21 protein-coding genes are annotated in these 14,997 nt (G+C 27.1%); 1 reads left to right on the forward strand and 20 read right to left on the reverse strand.

The window, feature by feature from the left end; translation table 11 throughout:
• Positions 1–21: 21 nt before the first annotated feature.
• The 9 genes from rsmI to mqnP all read right to left on the reverse strand — a co-directional run bounded on the left by rsmI (position 22) and on the right by mqnP (position 6,021).
• On the reverse strand, positions 22–834 hold the full coding sequence (gene rsmI / locus HMPREF9309_RS02350) for a 16S rRNA (cytidine(1402)-2'-O)-methyltransferase (protein ID WP_016646325.1): 813 nt from the start codon (positions 832–834) through the stop codon (positions 22–24).
• Complete coding sequence (gene rpmE / locus HMPREF9309_RS02355; protein ID WP_016646326.1) at positions 835–1,035, reverse strand: 50S ribosomal protein L31; 201 nt, start codon at positions 1,033–1,035, stop codon at positions 835–837.
• A gap of 79 nt (positions 1,036–1,114) precedes the next feature.
• On the reverse strand, positions 1,115–1,765 hold the full coding sequence (locus tag HMPREF9309_RS02360; RefSeq protein ID WP_016646327.1) for a 16S rRNA (uracil(1498)-N(3))-methyltransferase: 651 nt from the start codon (positions 1,763–1,765) through the stop codon (positions 1,115–1,117).
• A complete protein-coding gene (locus tag HMPREF9309_RS02365; protein WP_016646328.1) occupies positions 1,766–2,161 on the reverse strand; it encodes a hypothetical protein in 396 nt (131 codons plus the stop codon). It abuts the gene before it with no gap.
• On the reverse strand, positions 2,162–2,743 hold the full coding sequence (locus HMPREF9309_RS02370) for a 6-pyruvoyl trahydropterin synthase family protein (RefSeq protein ID WP_016646329.1): 582 nt from the start codon (positions 2,741–2,743) through the stop codon (positions 2,162–2,164).
• Positions 2,740–3,492, reverse strand: a complete 753-nt coding sequence (locus tag HMPREF9309_RS02375) for a 7-carboxy-7-deazaguanine synthase QueE (protein ID WP_016646330.1) — start codon at positions 3,490–3,492, stop codon at positions 2,740–2,742. The genes HMPREF9309_RS02370 and HMPREF9309_RS02375 overlap by 4 nt, the downstream gene beginning before the upstream one ends.
• A gap of 39 nt (positions 3,493–3,531) precedes the next feature.
• Positions 3,532–4,503, reverse strand: a complete 972-nt coding sequence (gene moaA, locus HMPREF9309_RS02380; RefSeq protein WP_016646331.1) for a GTP 3',8-cyclase MoaA — start codon at positions 4,501–4,503, stop codon at positions 3,532–3,534.
• Between the two features lie 56 nt (positions 4,504–4,559).
• Positions 4,560–4,853 (reverse strand): hypothetical protein, encoded by a 294-nt coding sequence (locus HMPREF9309_RS02385; RefSeq protein ID WP_016646332.1) that lies wholly within the window; start codon positions 4,851–4,853, stop codon positions 4,560–4,562.
• 295 nt (positions 4,854–5,148) lie between these two features.
• On the reverse strand, positions 5,149–6,021 hold the full coding sequence (mqnP, locus tag HMPREF9309_RS02390) for a menaquinone biosynthesis prenyltransferase MqnP (protein ID WP_016646333.1): 873 nt from the start codon (positions 6,019–6,021) through the stop codon (positions 5,149–5,151).
• A gap of 95 nt (positions 6,022–6,116) precedes the next feature.
• On the opposite strand from mqnP, the gene HMPREF9309_RS02395 reads away from it, so the two are divergent.
• Entirely contained in the window at positions 6,117–6,923 is an 807-nt protein-coding gene (locus HMPREF9309_RS02395; RefSeq protein WP_016646334.1) for a replication initiation protein, read from the forward strand.
• A 102-nt stretch (positions 6,924–7,025) separates the two neighbouring features.
• Here HMPREF9309_RS02395 and HMPREF9309_RS02400 read toward each other — a convergent pair whose 3' ends face one another.
• The 11 genes from HMPREF9309_RS02400 to HMPREF9309_RS02455 all read right to left on the reverse strand — a co-directional run bounded on the left by HMPREF9309_RS02400 (position 7,026) and on the right by HMPREF9309_RS02455 (position 14,997).
• Positions 7,026–7,592: a hypothetical protein gene (locus tag HMPREF9309_RS02400; protein WP_016646335.1), complete on the reverse strand. Its 567-nt coding sequence runs from the start codon at positions 7,590–7,592 to the stop codon at positions 7,026–7,028.
• 131 nt (positions 7,593–7,723) lie between these two features.
• Entirely contained in the window at positions 7,724–8,368 is a 645-nt protein-coding gene (locus HMPREF9309_RS02405) for an AAA family ATPase (protein ID WP_016646336.1), read from the reverse strand.
• 12 nt (positions 8,369–8,380) lie between these two features.
• Positions 8,381–8,899, reverse strand: a complete 519-nt coding sequence (locus HMPREF9309_RS02410) for a hypothetical protein (RefSeq protein ID WP_016646337.1) — start codon at positions 8,897–8,899, stop codon at positions 8,381–8,383.
• 38 nt (positions 8,900–8,937) lie between these two features.
• Positions 8,938–9,138: a hypothetical protein gene (locus HMPREF9309_RS02415; protein ID WP_016646339.1), complete on the reverse strand. Its 201-nt coding sequence runs from the start codon at positions 9,136–9,138 to the stop codon at positions 8,938–8,940.
• A gap of 28 nt (positions 9,139–9,166) precedes the next feature.
• A complete protein-coding gene (locus tag HMPREF9309_RS02420; protein ID WP_016646340.1) occupies positions 9,167–9,796 on the reverse strand; it encodes a DUF3560 domain-containing protein in 630 nt (209 codons plus the stop codon).
• A gap of 623 nt (positions 9,797–10,419) precedes the next feature.
• Positions 10,420–11,052, reverse strand: a complete 633-nt coding sequence (locus tag HMPREF9309_RS08745) for a single-stranded DNA-binding protein (protein WP_016646342.1) — start codon at positions 11,050–11,052, stop codon at positions 10,420–10,422.
• A gap of 10 nt (positions 11,053–11,062) precedes the next feature.
• On the reverse strand, positions 11,063–12,073 hold the full coding sequence (locus HMPREF9309_RS02435; protein WP_034907650.1) for an adenine-specific methyltransferase EcoRI family protein: 1,011 nt from the start codon (positions 12,071–12,073) through the stop codon (positions 11,063–11,065).
• Between the two features lie 25 nt (positions 12,074–12,098).
• Entirely contained in the window at positions 12,099–12,359 is a 261-nt protein-coding gene (locus HMPREF9309_RS02440; RefSeq protein ID WP_016646344.1) for a hypothetical protein, read from the reverse strand.
• 1 nt (position 12,360) lies between these two features.
• The gene (locus HMPREF9309_RS02445; protein WP_016646345.1) at positions 12,361–12,717 is read right to left on the reverse strand and encodes a hypothetical protein; all 357 of its coding nucleotides are present in this window, start codon (positions 12,715–12,717) and stop codon (positions 12,361–12,363) included.
• A gap of 9 nt (positions 12,718–12,726) precedes the next feature.
• Positions 12,727–13,035 carry a hypothetical protein gene (locus HMPREF9309_RS02450; protein WP_016646346.1) on the reverse strand — a complete coding sequence of 103 codons (309 nt, stop codon included), beginning with the start codon at positions 13,033–13,035 and terminating at the stop codon, positions 12,727–12,729.
• Positions 13,036–13,044: 9 nt separating this feature from the next.
• Complete coding sequence (locus tag HMPREF9309_RS02455) at positions 13,045–14,997, reverse strand: type IA DNA topoisomerase (RefSeq protein ID WP_016646347.1); 1,953 nt, start codon at positions 14,995–14,997, stop codon at positions 13,045–13,047.

The raw sequence follows: 14,997 nt of genomic DNA on the forward strand, positions 1-14,997 counted from the left end.
AAAAGAGGCTTAAAAAACAGCTTATTTTATTAAATTTTTATAAATTTCTTTTTGATTTATTCCTGTAATTTTTGATAAAAGTTTTGATTTTTGTTTGGGTGGTATATCAAGATCTAAAATATCGCTTTCTAAAATGGTTTCAAATTTTGTATTTTTACTTTTATCTATCACTAAGCAAAACTCACCGTTTAAATTTTCATTTTCTAGAATTTGGGCTAAATTTATAGCTTTATCAAAATATTTTGTTTCAAATTTTTTAGTTGCTTCTTTTATGATAAAAATTTCTCTTTGTGGGTCTAGGTCTGCAATATTTTTTATTAAATTTAAAACTCTTTTTGGGGATTCATAAATTATTGTTGGATAGGGTGAATTTAAAGCATTTTGGATAGCTACTTTTCTCTCATCGCCTTTGTTTGGCAAAAAACCTAAAAAACTAAACTCTTTTTCTACTAATCCACTTGCAACAGCTGCCAAAATTAAGGCATTTGAGCCACTTAAAACTTCGTATTTAATTTTATTTTTTTGAGCAAATTTAACTAAGTTATTTCCAGGATCGCTAATGCACGGCATCCCAGCATCGCTCATATATGCACATATTTTGTTAAAAATATCTAAGTCAATATTTTTTAAAATTTCATCTTCATTGTGTGAGTGGAGTGAGTAAAAAGATATATCTTTTAGTTTTAAAGAGTAGCGGGTTTGAAGTAAGTTTAAAAATTTTTTAGTAACTCTTGTATCCTCGCAAAAAATAACCTCGCATTTGGCTAAAATTTCTAAAATATGCAAGGATACATCAGATAAATTTCCTATTGGTGTAGGAATAAAATAAAGCAATTATTTCATACCGTATTTTTTCTTAAATTTATCTACTCTACCTGCTGAATCTACGATCTTTTCGCTTCCTGTAAAAAATGGATGACATTTTGAGCAAATATCAACTCTTAGCTCTTTTTTGTTTGACTTTGTTTCAAAAACATTTCCACAAGCACAAGTTACGGTGCAATCCATATAGTCTGGATGAATATCTTTTTTCATAAAATTTTCCTTTTTATATTTTTAGTTTTGAATTTAGAATAAGTCTGCATTTTACTATAAAAAATATAAAAAATCAAATTTAAAGTAAAATTTTTGATGCAATTCCTACGACAGCACTATTTGATTTTAAAATAAAAGGCGAGTTTAGTCCAACCCTATCTTTAACTTTTAATCTTTCATTTTCGCTAAATCCGCCCTCAGGCCCTATAAAATAAATTTTATTTTTATTTAAATTTTGGATTTTTTCGCCACCAAAATCTACCAACGCAATATTATCAAATTTAGTTAAAAACTCATCAAAACTACTATAAATTTCAAACTCTATTATAGAGTTTCGCCCACATTGTTGTGATGAGTTTATCAAAATTCTTTCAAATCTTTCTAAATCGAGTTTAAAATTTTTTTGTGAGAACTCAGTATAGACAAAAAATATCTTTTTAACTCCGATTTCATTTAAAGTTGGAAGAGTTTTTTCTATAACTATAGGATCTACAACTGCCCATGCAATATTTAAAAAAAGCTCATCTTTTGGTAGGGAATGTTTAAAAACAAGTTCTAAAGAGATCTCTTTTTTTGAAATTTCTGTTATTTCATAAATATAATTATAATTATCTCTTAAATTTCTTATATCAATTCTTTGACTTGTTTGAACGCGTCTAGCTTTTAGATGCTTAAAGTCATTTATCTTTAAAAGCTCATCTCCGGCATTTTTATCATATAAAAAAACCATTTATAAAATCTCCAAAATAAGTGTAATTGCTAAAATTATGATAACTAAAATTTTAGCTTTTTTCTTAAAATTTTCATAACTTTTTGTGTAATATCCCTTTTTTAAGGCTTTAAAGCTAATGCCAATAAATGCTGGAAAAATAATGCTAGCTAAAATCATCAAAAAAACCTTAAAGCTTATGTGAAAATTAATAACAGGTAACATTATAATGCCTGTAAAAATTAAAGCTGAAAGACTAAAACTATAAAGTGGTATAAAAAATCTTATTCTTTTATGAAATTTAATACCATTTTGTGAGTTAGAAAAAATCAAAATCAAAAAAATCAAGCTTAAAGCTATAAAAAACTTTGAGAAAAAACTATGTAAAGCAAGACTTAAATCATAAAATTCTATCATTTAGCAACCTTTTAAAAAATTAAACTTAGAACCATTTTTAAGTTTTGTAAAAAACTCTTTATCATCTAAATCAGCTAAAATTTCAGGACTAAAATTTATATCTTTAAGCTCTATTTTTCCCATATTTTCGTTGTATGCATCATCTCTAAAGCATTGTGCATATCCAGTGGCTGTTTCATGAACGATAATACTATAAAGCGTAACATTTTTTTCATTATTGTTCATGTTTGTAAGGCTTAAAAGTCTGTCAATTAAAATAAAAAAAACTCTACAAAACTGCTCTGCGCTTGGATTTTGTGGGATTTCTACCCATCTTTTTGAGTGTTTTTTAATGTCATTTTTATATTCATCGCTATCGCCTGAAAAAAGTGTTGTAGCATGGTCAAAACTATCAATTATTACTTTTATGCCTTGTTTCATTAATCCAAAATCATATACCATTCCAGCACTGTCTAAAAAATTTGAACTAAGCATTACTTCGCACCTATATGAGTGTCCGTGAATGCTCGTCCTACAGCGTTTTGAAGAGCAAAATCTTACAATATGTGCATTTTCAAAGTCATAAATTTTTCTTATTATCATACACCCTCTTTGTCGTTAAATATTCTAATATGAACTCTATCTGTATAATTATAGCCGTTTTCAAGACAGAAATTAAATACAAATTTAGCATTTTTTTCAAGTTCATCTATGTTTTTAGCTAATGGCATACAAAAAACATCACTTTTTTTAGCATTTTTAATAGCGTTTAATATCTCACAAATTTCATCATTTGGATTAAAGCTAGGACTTATTACAAATTTATAAAAGCACTCTTTTGTGTTTTGTTTTAATAAATTTAAAGCTTTGAAATTTAGCCTTTTTTCTTTTGTTTCGCCTGAGATTGAAAGTTTTATGGAAATTGCATAAATGCAGTTTTTATAAAGAGGAAATTTATCAAAATCAATCTCAATCGTTCCATTAGTTTCAAAATGAACTTCATAGCCTTGATGTAAAATTTCGCTAATAAAATCATAAAAAATAGGATTTTTATGGTGAATTAGTGGCTCACCGCCTGTTATTACAATGGCTGGTTTATAATCTAGTTTTGGAATTTTTGATAAAAGAGTTTTTGTGCATTCAATTTTTTCATAATTAAAATGACTTGTAAAAACAGCTTTGATTGTGTCACATCCTTTTAAAGCTTCTCCTGTTTTTGGAGAAATTTTAACTACATTAAAGCCTTGACATTTTAAATTACACCCAGCAAAACGAAAGAAAATAGCATTTGTGCCAGTATATTTTCCCTCGCCTTGGATACTGTGAAATACTTCAACTAGATTTAAAGACATTTAATTTTTTACTCTAAATTTAAAAAAATTATTCATATTTTAGCCACCAGTTTTATAAAAAGCTCTACTTGAAATTTCATTTTGATTTACGCTGTTTTCCCATCTATTTTTTTCAGGCTTGTTTTTTAAAACTTCTCTTAAAATTTCACTTGCTTTTATAATATCGCCACTTCTAACAGCTTCTTTTATGCTTAGTGCATCTTCAAAATACAAACAAGGTATTAAAAGCCCTTCCGCACTTAGTCTAATTCTATTACAAGTATCGCAAAAATCGTGTTTGTGTGGGTCAATTATTCCAAATTTATATCCATCTTCTAGCTCAAAAAGAGTGGCTGGGGAGTTTAGTTTTTTAACGCTTTCTTTGAATTTAAATTTGCTTGATAAAATAGTTAAAATTTCATCTTTTTTAAGACTTTTTAAAAAGTTTTTTGCATGGATATTTTCCATATATTCGATAAATCTAATTTCGCATCCGTGATTTTTAGCAAATTCTAAAAGATTTATAAGCTCATCATCGTTAAAATTTTTTAAAGCTACACAGTTTAATTTAACTTTAAGTCCAACATTTAGGGCTTCTTCAAAGCCACTTATAACTTTTTCAAGGACGTTTTTTCCAGTTAATTTAAAAGCTTTTTCTTTGTTTAAGGTATCAAGGGACATATTAATTCTTTTTAGTCCACTATCTTTTAGTTTTTTAGCAAAATCTTTTAAGAAATATCCATTCGTAGTCATCGCTAAATCAATATTTGGGGCATAATCACTTATCATTTTGATAAATTTATCAGTATCTTTTCTAACTAAAGGCTCTCCGCCTGTTATTCTTATTTTTTTAACACCCTCATCAATCGCAACTTTTATAAATAAAAACAACTCTTCAAAGCTTAAAATTTTTTCATGCGGTACCCATTCAAATGGCTTATCTGGCATACAATACTTGCATCTAAAATTACATCTTTCAGTAACAGAAACTCTTAAATAATCAACAACTCTTCCATGCCCGTCTATTAACATCTTTTGTCCTTTTGTTGGATTATAAAAGACTTTTTTAAATTTAACACAAATAAATTTTATTTATTAACAAGTTTATCTATGTTTTGCAAAGACTTAATAACAGGCTCAATCTTATCATCGATTTGTTTATCAAGCTCATCAGCAAGTATGCCTATATCAAACATTTCAAGTTCTTCTTTTAGTTTTGCAACCTCTTTTTTTAAGATAAAAATTTCATTCATATTATCATTGACTATATGATCATATCTATCAAATTTTTTATTTGTTTGGCTGTCTTTTACATAAAGTAAAATTAGCACTATAAAAAGCACTACGCAAAGTCCTAAAATAATAATGCTATTAGCATCCATTTTTTCTCCTTTTTTTAAAAAGATTTAAAAGCTTGACGAGCTTATTAAAAAACTTTTCAAACTTGTCTTCGGTCGCGGACACAAAGTCCGCTTGCTTGAAAGTTCAAAAAGTTTTTTATAATACCGCCTATTTTTGAAAATCTATGCTTCGCTCTTTTAAAATTTTAAAAGTTATAAAAATAGATTTTCAAAAATAGGCGTAGTTAGGCAAAAGTTTTTTAGTCCCACAATGCGAGCATACTTTTTGTATGTAAGTGAGTGGGCTAAGAAACTTTTATTTAAATATGCCAAGATTTTAAATCTTTAAATCTAAAAATATAAAACAAAAAAACATTATCCCCAAATAACCATTTAGTGTAAAAAATGCTTTGTCTATTTTAGTAAAGTCTTTATTCACAATCTCATGTTCTTTATACAAAATAATAGCTGAAATTATAACACCTAAATACGCAAAAAATCCCAAATTTGAAGCCATGCAAAAAAGTAACCAAAATAAAATTGTAATTGCGTGAAAAATACTTGAAATAAACATAGCTGCTTTGCTTCCATAACATGCTGGGATGCTATAAAGACCAGCTTTTTTATCATATTCCATATCTTGAAGTGAGTAGAGTATGTCAAACCCAGCTACCCAAAAAGCAACTCCAAAACACAATAAAATCGCCCAAAGAGGAATAGCTCCTAAAACTGCTACACTTCCTGCTATTGGAGCAAGCCCTAGACAAAATCCAAGCACTATATGAGCGGTTTGTGAAAATCTTTTAAAAATTGAATATCCACCCAAAAAAAGTAAAATTGGAAATGATAAATAAAAGGCTAAACTATTTATAAAATATGCTACTATTATAAAAATTAAAGCATTTACTCCTATGAAAATAAGTAAATTTGTCTTTCCAATTCTTCCATCAACACTTGGTCTATTTGCACATCTTGGATTTGGTTCATCTATGTCTTTGTCCATAAATCTATTAAAAGCCATAGCAAAACTTCTTGCACTTACTGCGCATAAAATTCCTAAAATAAGTAGTCTCCACCCAAACCACATCGTGTTATTTTCAAGTTTTGAAGCCGTAATCATAGCTATAAAAATAAATGGCAGAGCAAAAACTGAGTGCTTAAAAACAATAAGTTCGTTAATATCTGCTAAAACTTGCCTAAATTTTTTCATTAATTCCTTTCAAAGTTTTTATTTTAGCTAATTTAAGTTACAATACAATAAAGGTATCTTATAATTTACCCATATTTTATAAAAAAGGGGTAAAAATGAGCGAATTTTCTTTCTATTTTAGAGAGGATAAATTTGTGATAGAGGCTATAAAAAAAATTAAAAAAACACCAAATGGAACTCTTGTTTTTCGTAATAAAATGAATTCTATATTATTTCCTGTAAATTTCACAGCTAGAGATTACGATATTTTTTTTACAATTTGTTGGTATGCGAAACAAATGGGCTACTCTGAAAATAGAGGCTTTATTGAAATGCCATACTCTGAACTAATAAAATTTTATGAAAAAGATATAAATAAAACTAGATTTAATAATGAAATTAAAATTTTTAGAGATAAGGTTTTGGGCATGAATGGTGCGGCGATTTATAGAACAATAGAGCTTACATATGATGATGAAATTACTACAGTCGGTGTATTTTTTACCGAAATGAAAACTTTCAGAAACAAACAGGTTTTAAATTTTAAAGTAAATCCAATTGCATTAAATATATTGTTTGGAACTTTAAATTTTATGAAAATTGATCTTTACGATTTTGTTTCAATTAATGGTAAATTTGCAAAAACCCTTTATCGCCTTTTGCACCAATACGATAATCTAAAACCTGATAAAGATGGTTTTAAATGTGTTAAATTTACTAGAAAAGATTTTGAAAATTTAATGTCTGTACCTGAAAACTACAAATCAACGAATATTAACAGTAGAGTGATTGAACCATCAGTTAATGAGCTTAACGAAAAATACTTTAAAAAGCTTATGTTTGAAAAAGAATTTTCAAAAAACAATAAAAAAGAAATCACTGGATATTCGTTTAAATTTATACTTAACGAACAAGCCGTTTAAAGCCATTTAGCCCTATACTACATCAACTTAAATTTAGTTTTTGCTTTCTAGGGCTTGTGGCAACTTAAATTAATCTTAAATATTTCAATCTTTATTTATTTTCTATCCCTTTATTCTCATTGCTATGTATTCTTCTAAATCTAAATCAAAATTCATAGCTTCTGCTCTGAATTGCATTATTTGATCAAATGTAAAAATATCTTTTAACTCATATGTTGCTGTGAGCTTAATTTCTGAATATGTAGCCATACTTACTCCTAAATTGTCAGCTATTTTGCGGATTAATTCTTTGTTTTCATGGCTTATATAAATAATATAATTTGTCATACGTTCTTTTATTTTTTCATCATTTGGCTGTGGTGCTTCTATTAATCCCATTTTAAATTTTACAAACTCACTCATGCTTGTGTTGTACCATTTTGCTTGATCGAATATCCAAACTAAAACTTCGTCTTTAATATAAGGAATTTGTGACACAAGTGAATTTTCTATAAATTTAGCTAAGGTGTATGTTGTGTATTTTTTTCTTATTTTTACTCCAAGCTCTTTTGAAAATTTTGCCCCAAATGACTCTTTTCCTTTTTTAGATGATAATTCTTTTTGTGTTTCTGCTCCATCAATAAAACTATCTAAATTTTCAATTGAATTTGTTGTTTTTTTAAAATTCATTTTTTCTCCCTTTTGTCTTAATAAATAATGAAATAAAAAATATTTAAAAAGTATTTTATAGAATTATTATAACTAAAAATATAATAAATAATATAAAAAAATACTAAAATTTAAAAAATAAAAGCATAATTTTATAAAATTTCATTACATAAATTTTTTATTTCATTTTCTGCTTTGTTGCCATCATTAATTTCAACTACTCCAAGTCCAAGTTGTGTTGCAATTTTATATCTTTCTCTTTCATAAATAATCGTATCTGCTAATTTTATATAATCTTCTTCTATGTCGTTTATATAGCTTATGAGACTTTCAATTTTTTTATATAAAACTGGATTTGGAGATGCCCTGTTAATAACAATATATGCTATGAGTTTGTTGTTTTGCTCTTTTGCCATTTTTACGACATTTATCATTTTATCTAAAACACTTACATCAAACTGGCTTGGAATTGTTGGAATTATCACTATATCGCTTAATGCAATTGCTATTCGCATTTCTCTGCTATCTCTTCCACCTGTGTCTATTAATATATCTTTTTCCCCTTTATCGTTTTGCAAAAATTCTTTTAAATTTTCGCCGTATTTATATGCAAAATCAAAAGCTTTATTATGGTTTTCTTCATTTCTTATATTTAGAAATGTAGCTATTGATTTTTGTGGATCCGTATCAATTAATAGCATAAATTTGTTTTTAACTATTCCTTGATTTATGGCTATATTTGTAGCTAATGTGCTTTTTCCACTTCCACCTTTTTCGTTACAAATTGATATAATCATTTTGTCTCCCTTTTATTTATTCTTCGACTTTACAAATTTGTGTATGTTTTCATCAAAATGACCTGTCCTGCTGCTAATTTCTTTAACAGTTTCTAACATGCATTCATGAAAGTTATAGCCTAATTTTACGGCTTCATTTTCTACACTTCTCATTAATATGTATAGATTTTTATTAAACTCAGTTTCACTATAAGAGTTTTTTATTCCAATGTTCTTACTTACTTTATAATATTTGTCAATTTGACTTAAAATAAAAAATCTATGTTCAACATTTATTGTGAGAGCCTTTAAATGAGGTTCTAACATATTTTTTAAATCTATAAAACTAATATTTAATGAGTTCATACAAAACACATAGATATCACACAGAGCGTCTATCTGCTCATAAGTGCCATTTGCTCTATAGTATTCAGCCATCTCTTCACATAAATTACCCATTAAGCCATCTCTTTGACTTTCTATGGATAAATGTCTTTCATCTCTCCACTCTTTCAATAGTTTTTCTATATGTTGCTCTTGCTCTAGTGTCATTTTTTATCCCCTTTTTCACTTTTATGATTTGTGTTTCATTATAATTGAATTGAAACATAGACAGTTAGTCCATATATTATAGTTAATATTATTCCCATAAATATAAATATTCCTTCATTTTTAGAATTTTCCATTTCTTTATTTAATTTCGATATAGCTATAGTATAAAGAATAAGCATAACTATATTTAATAAAGTAACTGTTGGGTTTTCCATTATGATGTTATTTATTTTTTCCATTTTTAATCCTTTTTATTTTTATTTGTTTCTAAGCCCATAATTTATTTGCTATTTCTACTTTCTTTCTAAAATCCTTAACTGCATTATTTGCGTAAGTTACGCTGTAATTATGCTCTTTTGGTATTGAACCATCTTTTAGCCCATTATGTTCCTTTATTGCATTTTCAAGTTTTAATGTAAAATACTCCAAGCTCTCTGGCATAGATAGATTTATCTCTTTTAGTTTATTTTCCCAGTAATCTATTTTTGTTTGCCTTGCTTCTGCTATATCTGAGTGTTTAATTGAATTTTCAAGTCTATTCCAATTTCTTTCTAGTAATTTGCGATGCCTATGTTCGCTGTGGTGTCCTACTTTGATCGGCTCTCCTAGGCTTAAAAATTCTTTATCTTCTTGTGATTTTTCATACCATTTTTTACTTAGTTTTTCATGTCTTACTTGTGCATTTTGGTGTTTATTTAATCTTCTTTGTGCATAACTTTCATCTAGTCTTATAATTGAATAATAAAATTTATTATCTTTTTTATAAAGTAAATTATATACTTCACATTCTACACATTTGCCATATTTGGTGGTTAATTCTATTATTTCTCCTTTGGTATGTTCTGCTTCACATTCTGCTATCCATACATTTGGGCAGTATTTTTTAAATTTGTTCATTTCAACACCTTTTGCTTTTTTATTTTTGGATGTTTAACATCCTTTTTATAATTCAAATTATACCATTTTATAACTTAAAAAATAATAAATATTAAAATAAAACAAAATTAAAATAACTAAATAAAATAAAAAATACAAATATAAAAATAATAAAAAAACATAAAAATAACAATAATATTTAAGCTTATTTTAAGCTAAAATCTGCTTTCTCTCCCTTTTTTAAAGAAAATACAAAAGCCCTATGGGTAACGGCACATTTTGTAATTTTTTGACATTTTGCAAATAACTACAAACCACGACAAAAAGGGGAAAAACAAAGGATAGTAAAATCTTAGTTAAAGCTTAAAGTTCAAAAATGGGCTAAAATTAAAATTAAATTTTAGCCCCATATTGATTACTCTTTTTTTGATAATAAAAAATGTATTTTTATGATTAGATATAAAATTAGATTAAAAGCTATATAGCATATTATTGCCATAGCTATAAAGAAAAAATCAGCATTTAGCAAAGTTTCTACTCTATTTGGCTTATTAAAAAAATAAAGTATAAAATTTACCCCAAAACCTAATAAGTTTACTACAAAAAATACCCACATAAATACTTTAAGTGGGCTGTTAAATAGCTTAATTTCTCTTTTTTTCATTGTCTGTTTGACCTATGTTTTGATGTTGTGATTGGATGTTGTTGAAGTTTGATGTGTTGCCATTTGTTTGGCTGTTTTGTACTTGTGTTTGATTATTCCAATTTCCTTGCCCTTGCATTTTATTGCTATTTTGTTGATTATTTTTTGTTGTATTGTGTTGTTTGTTATTTTTGTTTTGGTTTTGATAAGCTTGGGTGTAGTTATTTGATTGCTCTAAAAAAACATCTTCATACATCTTCTCAATATTACCATCTGAATAATTATTAAAATTTGTTTCTTTTTCTTCTTGGTTCTTTGATCCTAGAAGTGTGAATTCTTCTATTTTTATATTTACGCTTGTTCTAGGCTCTCCTTGATTGTTTTCATAATCATTTGTTTGAATTTCGCCACGAACGAGTAACTTATCTCCTTTTTTTGTATATTGTGCCAATATTTCGCCTTGTTTGTTGAAAGCAACTAATTTAAGCCACTGAGTTCTTGTTACTTGAGTATTGCTATCTTTTGGTGTATATTTTTTAGTTATTGCTATACTATTTTTTGCCACTATTCCATATTGGCTTTGTAGTATCTCCCAATCACTTCCTAAATTTCCACATAAAATTGCATTGTTCATTGTTTCTCCTTTAAATTTGGTTTTTTAAAACGATTCTTGGTTTTATATTGTTTGCTTTTTGAACTATAATTCTTGTAAATAGTTCTTTTCCATTTAAAATTGCTGATTTTGTATTGTTTTTTGTATAGTCCCATTTTACTAGCTCAGGATATTTTTCTTTAATTTCAAAATCACACCCTAGTATGTTAAATTGGGCTGGATTATGTTTTATAAAAAGTGTTAGTGGAATGCCCATTACTCCGTCATAATCAACTGGAATATTTTTTAAATTTGTTACTTCAATTATTTTATAATTATCATATTCTGGGTACTTACACTCATTTCCTTTATATTTTTTAGTTAGCCTTATACCTTCAAAATTTTTCATACTTTTTAAATTTGTAAACCATGATACATTTGAAAATCTTTTTTTACTTCCATCAGGTCGTGTAAATATATTTACTTGATTATTTCCTAGCCAAATTTTACCTTTTTTATAAAGTTCAAAAATCTTTTTATATGTTATTGAGTATGTTGCTCCAACTATTAAAAATTTCTTATTTTTTTCTTGTACAATGTCTATTAAATCTCTAAAAAGGGAAAAAGGCGGATTTGTAACAATTACATCTGCATTTGCTATTATTTCTTTTACTTCTTGGCTTCTAAAATCACCACTACCTTCAAGTATTGTCTCTTCTATGCTGTCAGCTGTTATTTCTATCTTCGTTCCTTTTGCCTTTGGATCGTTTATATTAAATGTGGTTGTGATTAATTTTTTCAATTTTAAAGTTTTAAAATTTAGAGCAAAATATCTGTAAAAATTGCTTTTCTTTCCATCATTGCAGGGACATACCATAATTTTATTTTTAAAGTGAATTTTATAGTCTTCAAGTTCTTCTCTTATTTCATCAAAGCTTGTATAAAATTCATCATCAACTTCGTATTTTGCTCTCATGAGATAGATATTTGGCTTTTTTTCTTTGTCATCCATCCAGCTTTGCTTTTCGTTGTTATTGCTTTGAATATTGAAAATTTGACTCATTTCTTCCCTTTTTTCATTCAATGCTTTATAATTCCCACTCTTCATATTTGCGTTCTTCTATGCAGTCTAATTTTTCTATTAGCTTTTCAGCATTTTCTATTTCATTTTTTATTTTCTTTAATTGAAATGATAAGTGGTTTTTTATTTCTGGTATAAATTTTTCTAAATTTTCTTCGTGAATACTATTTTTTAAATTTAATATTTTTTCTTGCATTATAGGTATAGACATGTTTATAAAATAGTCATTGGCTTCAGAGACTCTATAAAAATCTTTAAACACCCCCATTTTATTTCCTTTCTTGTTTTTTTTCGTACAAATATTTTTCTATTAAATTTTCTAGTTTTTCATATTTTTCATAAGTAAGCTCGGTTAAATCAGCGAGAAAAAATATTCTTTCTTTTAATTCCAATTCATACTCTACATGATATTTCATTGTCTCTATAAGTGCTTCAACTACATTATTGTGTTCTTTTGTTACTATGTTGTTTATTATATTAGGAATATTTTCAAAATTATTTCTAAAAATTTCAGTAAGCATTTTTTCAAAATTATTATGTATTTTTTTTAATTTTTTATCATAAAACTCTTTGTCATCTTCCACGCTTCTAAAATTAAAAATTTCTTTTGGTGTTCTATGTTTCATATTATTTCTTTATTTCATCAATGTTCTTTGTGCTATTATTTCTATATAAAACAATAATTCTTTTTTTTCATCACTTAAATAGTTTTTTACATTGTCAGATAGTTTTTCTACACCCCCTTTTTCTAAGTTTTTTAATCTGTCCAATGTTTTTTCTAACTCGCTTAATTTATTTTTAATTTCTTCTTTTAGATTTATAATGTCAAATAGATATTTTGGACTGTAAGGTGTTAAAAATTTTTCATCTTTTAACTTTTCATAGTCTTGAACGCAATATATATCTTTCATTGTATAATTTTTTGTTTCTTTGGTATTAGACATTTTATTTCCTTATTTTTTCTTTATGTATTTATCTATAAATTTAGAACACACTTTGACATTTTTTTCTATATCTTTTGGAAGCTCTACATTGTTACTTTGTGCCAACTTTTTTGCTAATGCGATTTGCTTTTCACTTGGTGGTCTGATATCTTTATCTTTATTCTTTTCTATAAATTCCGAGCAAATTTTCCAGCTTTTTTCAATATCTTTTGGCAGTTCTATATTTAAATTTTTTGATAAATTTCTAGCCCATTCAAGCTGTTTTTCGCTTGGTGGTTTAGTCTCTCCGCTATTTATCTTTTTAAAACTCATTTTTTCGTGTAGTGGCTTTATAAAATCTAAATAATTTACTTTACCACTGCTTATTTCATCTAGCACACTTTCCATCTGTTTTGTGAATTCACTTTGCGTGATCCATTCATCATCATTTTTTATTGTTTCAATGAAATTCATACCTTTATTTGTGGCTACAATATTGTTATTTTTACCTTTTGTTTGTATTTCTATAAAATCTCTTTTTAGTAAAATCGGTAAAAATGAAGCGTATGTACTTGGTCTTCCGATACCTTCTTTTTCTAAAAGGGAGATAAAATTGCTTTCTTTATAGTGTTGTGGAGCTTGTTTTTTAACTTCTTGCAATTCAAATCCTATTATTTGCAACTCGTCGTTTTGTTGTAAATTTAGCGTTATTTCTAATAAGTCTTTGTCTTTATCTTCATTATCTTCATCTTCTTGCTTTAAAGCCCCTTTAAAACCTTTATAAACGCATTTACTTGTTTTGGTTTTAAAGCTAAGAGTTTTAATATCTATGTCGTATGTAGTATTTTCATTGATAGCATTTTTGGCTTGACTTAGAATTGAATTTAAAAAGATTAACTCATATAATGCTTTTTCATCATCTGATAAATTTTCATTTTTTGCTATTTCATCAATTTTACTATATTCATGCACATGCGATATTCTTATAGCTTCGTGAGCTTCGGCTTGGCTTTGAGCTCCTGCTTTATATTCTCTTTTTTGATACCACTCATTTTCTTTGAATTTTGACTCTACTTCGTTTATAAATTCGTTTGATAATGCATTACTATCTGTTCTATGATATGTTATTAATCCTTTTTCAAATAACTTCTGAGCTAGGCTCATTGTTTTATCACTTGAAAATCCTAGCTTTTTATTTGCACTTTCTTGTAATTGACTTGTTCTTAGTGGTGCTGATGGTTTAATTTCGCTTTGTTTTGTCTCTATTTGATAAACTTTTGCTAATGATCCATTTAAATCTTTTATTTTTGCTTCTGCTTCATCTTTTTGTGTAAAAATATTGTCATTAATTGCACTAAATTCTACGCCATCTTTTGTCTTTAAATTTGCTTTTAATTTGTAGCTTACTTGTTTTGAGGCTGGATTTTCTAAAAATTCCTTTATTTCTAACTCTCTTTTTACGATCAAGGCAAGTGCTGGAGTTTGAACTCTTCCTACGCTTAAATTTTTATCATTTAATTTATTGATATAAGTTGGCGACATTATAAAGCCCACCAACTTATCGCCAACTGCTCTTGCTTTGAAGCTATCAAATTCTTTTAAATTTGAGTTTGCAAATGGTACAGCTTTTTCAAGCCCTTTTTTAATTCCACTTTCTGTTATTTCGTGGAATTCTGCCCTTTTTACACTATTTGCTATATTTTTGATTGTGTCATACACCATGTAACCGATTCCATAGCCCTCTCGGTCAGGGTCTGTTGCTACAATTACATCTTTACCTTTGCAATCATTAAATATTGCATTAATTTTTCCTTTTTTTGCTTCTTTAAATTCAAATATCGGTTCATAATTTTCATAATCTTTTACAATTTCTTTACTTAATTCTTTAAAATGTCCTTGTGTTGCATAAACTTTTGCACCTGTAATTTTTGCGATTTTATCGCATTTGTTTGGGCTTTCAATTATGATTATTGTATTTGTCAT

It is taken from the genome of Campylobacter ureolyticus ACS-301-V-Sch3b, from assembly GCF_000413435.1.
Lineage (GTDB): Bacteria > Campylobacterota > Campylobacteria > Campylobacterales > Campylobacteraceae > Campylobacter_B > Campylobacter_B ureolyticus_A.

Bases quoted from the DNA above. Each gene is read 5' to 3' on its own strand.
- moaA (WP_016646331.1), bottom strand. From the start codon at position 4,503: ATGTTAATAGACGGGCATGGAAGAGTTGTTGATTATTTAAGAGTTTCT.
- HMPREF9309_RS02435 (WP_034907650.1), bottom strand. From the start codon at position 12,073: ATGAGTCAAATTTTCAATATTCAAAGCAATAACAACGAAAAGCAAAGC.
- HMPREF9309_RS02420 (WP_016646340.1), bottom strand. From the start codon at position 9,796: ATGAACAAATTTAAAAAATACTGCCCAAATGTATGGATAGCAGAATGT.
- HMPREF9309_RS02370 (WP_016646329.1), bottom strand. From the start codon at position 2,743: ATGATAATAAGAAAAATTTATGACTTTGAAAATGCACATATTGTAAGA.
- HMPREF9309_RS02400 (WP_016646335.1), bottom strand. From the start codon at position 7,592: ATGAATTTTAAAAAAACAACAAATTCAATTGAAAATTTAGATAGTTTT.
- HMPREF9309_RS02365 (WP_016646328.1), bottom strand. From the start codon at position 2,161: ATGATAGAATTTTATGATTTAAGTCTTGCTTTACATAGTTTTTTCTCA.
- HMPREF9309_RS02405 (WP_016646336.1), bottom strand. From the start codon at position 8,368: ATGATTATATCAATTTGTAACGAAAAAGGTGGAAGTGGAAAAAGCACA.
- HMPREF9309_RS02415 (WP_016646339.1), bottom strand. From the start codon at position 9,138: ATGGAAAAAATAAATAACATCATAATGGAAAACCCAACAGTTACTTTA.
- HMPREF9309_RS02455 (WP_016646347.1), bottom strand. From the start codon at position 14,997: ATGACAAATACAATAATCATAATTGAAAGCCCAAACAAATGCGATAAA.
- HMPREF9309_RS02410 (WP_016646337.1), bottom strand. From the start codon at position 8,899: ATGACACTAGAGCAAGAGCAACATATAGAAAAACTATTGAAAGAGTGG.
- HMPREF9309_RS02395 (WP_016646334.1), top strand. From the start codon at position 6,117: ATGAGCGAATTTTCTTTCTATTTTAGAGAGGATAAATTTGTGATAGAG.
- HMPREF9309_RS02450 (WP_016646346.1), bottom strand. From the start codon at position 13,035: ATGTCTAATACCAAAGAAACAAAAAATTATACAATGAAAGATATATAT.
- HMPREF9309_RS02360 (WP_016646327.1), bottom strand. From the start codon at position 1,765: ATGGTTTTTTTATATGATAAAAATGCCGGAGATGAGCTTTTAAAGATA.
- HMPREF9309_RS02385 (WP_016646332.1), bottom strand. From the start codon at position 4,853: ATGGATGCTAATAGCATTATTATTTTAGGACTTTGCGTAGTGCTTTTT.
- HMPREF9309_RS02440 (WP_016646344.1), bottom strand. From the start codon at position 12,359: ATGGGGGTGTTTAAAGATTTTTATAGAGTCTCTGAAGCCAATGACTAT.
- rpmE (WP_016646326.1), bottom strand. From the start codon at position 1,035: ATGAAAAAAGATATTCATCCAGACTATATGGATTGCACCGTAACTTGT.
- HMPREF9309_RS02445 (WP_016646345.1), bottom strand. From the start codon at position 12,717: ATGAAACATAGAACACCAAAAGAAATTTTTAATTTTAGAAGCGTGGAA.
- HMPREF9309_RS08745 (WP_016646342.1), bottom strand. From the start codon at position 11,052: ATGAACAATGCAATTTTATGTGGAAATTTAGGAAGTGATTGGGAGATA.
- HMPREF9309_RS02375 (WP_016646330.1), bottom strand. From the start codon at position 3,492: ATGTCTTTAAATCTAGTTGAAGTATTTCACAGTATCCAAGGCGAGGGA.
- mqnP (WP_016646333.1), bottom strand. From the start codon at position 6,021: ATGAAAAAATTTAGGCAAGTTTTAGCAGATATTAACGAACTTATTGTT.